This window comes from Collimonas sp. GW821-FHT07E08 (assembly GCF_059418905.1).
This window is the reverse complement of the sequence record NZ_JBWKQR010000006.1, coordinates 260047-265100: the sequence shown is the minus strand read 5'-3', so window position 1 is coordinate 265100 and position 5054 is coordinate 260047. Positions and strand designations below refer to the sequence as shown.

The window sequence follows — 5054 nt, the reverse complement described above, 5'->3', positions numbered from 1 at the left end:
GGCGCAGGATCCGATTGGTCTGGCGCCCGCCGATGAGGCTTTGCAGGCTCTGGAGTACGTTGCTCATGCCGTGTCCCTGTGGTTGCCCGGAATATTGTCTTACGGGAATAAATTGAGATCTAGATAATACCAAATATATAAGTAAAACAATCAACCAAATCCGGCCAGATCCGCCGCCTGGTTGCAAAAACCAGACGTTTGCCTATGGCTTGCGTATCCTTTAGCCGCGCTGCCAGTTGACCAGCACGATCCCGCTCAAGACCAGCGCGGCGCCGAATACAAACGGCAAGCCGATCGGATCGTCCAGCAGCAAGACGCCGAAACTGACCCCGAACAGGGGCGTCAGGAAGGAAAACACCGTCAGCCGCGAAGCCAGGTAACGGCGCAGCATCCAGAACCAGGCCAGGAAACTGCCGAAAGCGACGATCAGGGACTGGAACACCAGGCTGGTCCACATGATGCCGGTCAAGGGAGTGACTACTTCCGCCTGCCCCAAGACCAGCGCCAGCAGCGGCAGCGTCACTGCGGCCACCGCCAGCTGGTACCACAAGGTCATGCTGGGAGCGGCGTTGGTCAGCACGCTGCGCTTGATCATGATGGTGGTGGCGGCCCAAAATACGGCGGCCAGCACGCCCAGCGCATCGCCGACCAGGGTGCGGCTGAAACCGGCGCCGGCGTCAAAGCCGCCGGCGAACGCCACCGCGATCCCGGCAAATGCGGCGACCACGCCCAGCCATTGGGTCAGGCCGAAGCGCTCGCCCGGCACCAGCCAGTGCAAACCCAGCACGGTAAAAATCGGCGCGGTGTAAACGAATACCGACATGTGCGAGGCGGTGGTGTAGTTCAAGCCGATGGAGACGCACAGGAATTCGCCGGCGAACAGCAGGCCGGTGGCCAGGCCCGGCCAGAAGGTGCCGTCGGTCAGCGAGAATTTGCTGCCGCGCCACCACATCAGGCCGCTCACCAGCACTGCCGCCACTGCCGAACGCAAGCCGTTTTGCAAGATCGGCGAGATGCTCGGCGCCGCCACCTTGATGGCAACTTGCTGCAGCCCCCAGCACAGGCACAGGATCAACATCAGGCTCATGGCCAAACCGTCGAGCGGTTTGCGAGTGGTGGGCATTTTTTCAGTCTTTCAGAAACAGGGATGATGTGTCATAAATGTCATTTTACTCAGCGCCGATTTATCCCTATCATCGCTGTCATGAAGCTGTAACCGAGCAGTAAGAATCCGAACGCAGAATGCAAGGAGTATGCTTGAAAGTAGTCATTTTTGCATCGCCGGCGGCAAACCTGGCCGGAGCCTATCATTCATAAGCCAGTCCATGCGCCGAGCGCGCCCCGCCCTCGCAAGCTATTGCTGTTAAGCGTCTCCGCCGGCGCCGGCCACATGCGCGCCGCCGAAGCGCTCAAGGCCTATGCCGCCGCCGAATTCCCCGGTACCGAAGCAATCCACCTGGATGCGATGGATTTTGTGCCGGCCGGATTCCGTGCGGTATACACCGATTTTTACCTGCACCTGGTGAACCGCCATCCCGCGCTGTGGGGTTATGTCTACCAAAAGAGCGACAAGGCCCTGAGCAGCTCGCCGACCCAGAAACTGCGGCGCGCGATTGAACGCATCAGCACCCGCCCCTTGCGCACGGCGATCCGTGCCGCGGCGCCAGACGCCATCATCTGCACCCACTTCCTGCCGGCCGAATTGCTGGCGCGGGAAATCGGCAAGCAGCGCGTGGTTTGCCCGGTCTGGGTGCAGGTCACCGATTTCGATTTGCACAGCATGTGGCTGCAGCCGCTGATGCAGGGATATTTTGCCGCCACCGAAGAAATCGCCTACCGCATGCGGACGCGCGGACTGGCGGCCGATGCGGTGCACGTGACCGGGATCCCGATCATGCCGGGCTTCGGCCAGGCCCCGGAGCGCCGCCGCTGCGCACAGCAGTTCGGCCTCGACCCGGAGCGCAAGATCATCCTGATGATGTCCGGCGGCGCCGGCATCGGCGAGCTGGACAAGACCGTACAACGGCTGCTGGCATTGCCCGACGATTTCCAGCTGGTGGCGCTGGCCGGCAAGAACGCCGTGCTGCTGGGCAACCTGCAGCAGCTGGCTGCGGCCCATCCTGGCCGCCTGTTTCCTTTCGGCTTCACCAACCACGTGGAGCAGCTGATGGCTTGCGCCGACCTGGCGATCACCAAGCCGGGCGGCCTGACCACTTCCGAATGCCTGGCGATGGGCGTACCGATGATCATCCATTCACCGATCCCGGGCCAGGAAGAACGCAATGCTGACTACCTGCTGGAACAAGGCGCGGCGCTCAAGGCGATCGACCTGACTGCCCTGGCGTTCCGGGTCCAGCAGCTGCTGCAACAGCCGGAACAGCTGCAGCGCCTGCGGCAGCGCAGCCTGGTGCTGGGACGCCCGCACGCAGGCCGCGCCGTGCTGCAAACTGTGCTGAGCAAACTCGATTCTCCATTTCCGTTACCGACCACATGACCGCAACTACACCAGCAGCTTCACCGTACCGCCGCCTGTCCGGCATGTTGTTCTGGGCCGTGCTGACTGCCTTCTTTTTCGCCAATGTCGAAATCCAGATCGAGGGCGCCGCCGGCTGGGCCGCCAACCTGCCGACCTGGCGCATCGAGCATCACTGGCTGCTCGACATCTTCTGGGGCGGGCGCGCCATGACCGGCTACCACGCCTGGATCTTTCCCTTCATCGCCTTGATGTTCCATTACCCGGTCTGGTTCAACGGCAGCTGGGACTGGCGCAGCGAATGCCGCATCATCGCTTCCATCATGGTGTTCTGGATCAGCGAAGACTGGCTCTGGTTCGTGCTCAACCCGGCTTATGGCCTGGCGCGCTTCAATCCGGTCGACGTGCCGTGGCACAAGCACTGGCTGGGCGCGGTGCCGGCCGACTACTGGATTTATTCGATAGCGGCGATCGTGCTGCTGTGGCTGGCCGAGCGCAAGCCGCGCCCCGCCGGCGTCGCGCTCAGCCAAGGCTGAACCGATATGTGAATCTCTGGTTCTGTATAGGAGTAGAGATTCACATATGTATTGTAAAAACAACTGGAACTTGGTAAATTGCGGGCCCGTTCCAAGTTTGAAATGTTGTTAATGCTGATCAAAAAAAGTGCAAAAAACGCGCCTCTCGCCAAAAAAAACGCGTCTCTCTCGAAAAAAAACACGCCTCTCTCGCAAAAAAAACCGCCTCTCCCGCCAGAAAACGGCTCGGATCCGCGCTTGCCGCGCTATCTGCAAGTCCGTGACGATCTGCTGCAAAGGATCGCTTTGCGTAGCTGGGCCGCTGATGAAGCGCTGCCGTCCGAGGACAAGCTAGCCGCTGAATATGGAATCGCAGTCGGCACCATGCGCAAGGTGCTGGACGCGCTGGTCACCGACGGCGTCGTCGACCGCGTCCGCGGACGCGGAACATTTGTCGCACGCGCCGCCGAACGCTCCTCGATGCTGCGTTTCGTGCGAATGAACGGCAAGGCCCGGAACCGGCTGCCGACCGCCCGCATCCGCTCGATGACAACCGCCATCCCTCCCGCCGAAGTGGCAGGCAAACTCAAGCTCAAGCCGCGCGACAAAGCGCTGTACCTGCATCGCACCCGTTCTTTCGACGATGAAATCGTGCTGTCGGAACATATCTGGCTGCCGCTGGCGCGCTTCAGGAAGCTGCAAAAATACCTGAAAAGCAATTCGCCGCCGTCCCTGTACCCAATTTATGAAACCGAATGCGACGTGCTGGTCTCGCGCGCCATCGACGACCTGACGGCAAAACCCTTGAACCGGGCCAATGCCGCCGTATTCAAGCTGCAAACCAGGACCGTGGCGATCTGCGTCGAGCGCCTGATGCTGGACCACGCCGGCGAGCCGGTCGAATGGCGCACCTCTTTTGTGCCGGCTGAACGCTTCCAGTATTCCGCGGAAATACGCTGACAGCTTGGGCGGACGATCCCGTGCCGGTCTCGCTGGATGTCGATTCACGACGTATTCCGGCATTTCGTCGCATTCCGCTTCTCCCGCCTCTGCGGCGGCCAGATAATCGCCGCAGATCACTCAACGGGAGCACAACATGTTTGCACAAATCATTTCACACACGCCAACCTGGGTCTGGGCGCTGCTGGCGTTCATGGTTTATCGCGGCGTCGTGGCCAGCACCGACCGCGAAGTCACGCTGAAAAAAATCTCCATCATCCCGCTGGTGATGCTGGCGCTGTCCTGGCAGGGAATTGCCGTCACCTTTGGCGTCACGCCGCTGGCCGTCGGATGCTGGCTGGCCAGCGCAGGTATTGCAGCGGCGCTCAACTGGCGACTGTTCCGCAAAGACCGGATCGTGGCCTATCCCGAACGCGGCGTGCTGTTCCAGCGCGGCAGCTGGCTGCCGCTGGCATTGATGATGGCGATTTTTGCGACCAAATATGCGGTTGCCGTATTGCTGGCGATACAGCCGCCGCTGGCTCGCAACGCCGTGTTCGCAGCAGCGATATGCGCACTCTACGGCGTGTTCAACGGCATGTTCATCGGCCGCCTGCTGCGCATCGTCGCCTTGTACCGCAATGCCCAGCCTGCCGGCGAGGCATATGGCGGACAACTGAATAACTGACAGGCAAAAAAAAGCCGGCCGGTTGCCCGGTCGGCAAAAAAACATCCCCCATAGGACGCTTGATCAATCAAGCCGCGGCTAGCAGCAGCGCCCGACCCGGCCATTGCCGCCATAACGCGCTTCCTGGCGCTCCTTGAAAAACTCTTCATAACTCATCATCGGCTCGCCGGGATGCGTGTTTTCCATATGCGTCACGTAGGTGCCGTACTCAGGCAAACCCACCATCAGCCGCATGGTCTGCCCGAGATAGCGTCCGGCTTTCGACAGTTCTTCCAGCATGGCCGACCTTTCAGGCTGAGGGCAAGGCGCTGGCAGGCAGCGCTTCAAACGGCGTTTCGCTGGTGCTCGGCTTGTTGGCGGCGCGCGCCGCACACACAATCTTGACGGCGAAAACCAGGACGCTCCAAAACAACAAAAGAAAAAACAGCACCAACCACGC

Annotated in this window: 6 protein-coding genes; 4 read left to right on the top strand and 2 right to left on the bottom strand. The window is 61.0% G+C overall.

Features of this window, described 5'->3' with window-relative positions:
- Nucleotides 1–220: 220 nt before the first annotated feature.
- Nucleotides 221–1123 carry an EamA family transporter gene (locus AC07RZ_RS10275; protein WP_144742490.1) on the bottom strand — a complete coding sequence of 301 codons (903 nt, stop codon included), beginning with the start codon at nt 1121–1123 and terminating at the stop codon, nt 221–223.
- A gap of 267 nt (nt 1124–1390) precedes the next feature.
- Here AC07RZ_RS10275 and AC07RZ_RS10270 point away from each other — a divergent pair, with 267 nt between their 5' ends.
- From AC07RZ_RS10270 to AC07RZ_RS10255, 4 genes are all read left to right on the top strand, one after another.
- A complete protein-coding gene (locus tag AC07RZ_RS10270) occupies nt 1391–2494 on the top strand; it encodes an MGDG synthase family glycosyltransferase (protein ID WP_342829908.1) in 1104 nt (367 codons plus the stop codon).
- The gene (locus AC07RZ_RS10265) at nt 2491–3009 is read left to right on the top strand and encodes a hypothetical protein (protein ID WP_494667867.1); all 519 of its coding nucleotides are present in this window, start codon (nt 2491–2493) and stop codon (nt 3007–3009) included. The genes AC07RZ_RS10270 and AC07RZ_RS10265 overlap by 4 nt, the downstream gene beginning before the upstream one ends.
- 237 nt (nt 3010–3246) lie before the next feature.
- Nucleotides 3247–3948: a GntR family transcriptional regulator gene (locus tag AC07RZ_RS10260; protein WP_494667866.1), complete on the top strand. Its 702-nt coding sequence runs from the start codon at nt 3247–3249 to the stop codon at nt 3946–3948.
- Between the two features lie 136 nt (nt 3949–4084).
- Nucleotides 4085–4615, top strand: coding sequence for a DUF6622 family protein (locus AC07RZ_RS10255; RefSeq protein WP_494667865.1), 531 nt, complete (start codon nt 4085–4087; stop codon nt 4613–4615).
- 78 nt (nt 4616–4693) lie between these two features.
- Here AC07RZ_RS10255 and AC07RZ_RS10250 read toward each other — a convergent pair whose 3' ends face one another.
- Nucleotides 4694–4894 carry a YbdD/YjiX family protein gene (locus tag AC07RZ_RS10250; protein ID WP_041742732.1) on the bottom strand — a complete coding sequence of 67 codons (201 nt, stop codon included), beginning with the start codon at nt 4892–4894 and terminating at the stop codon, nt 4694–4696.
- Between the last annotated feature and the right edge of the window lie 160 nt (nt 4895–5054).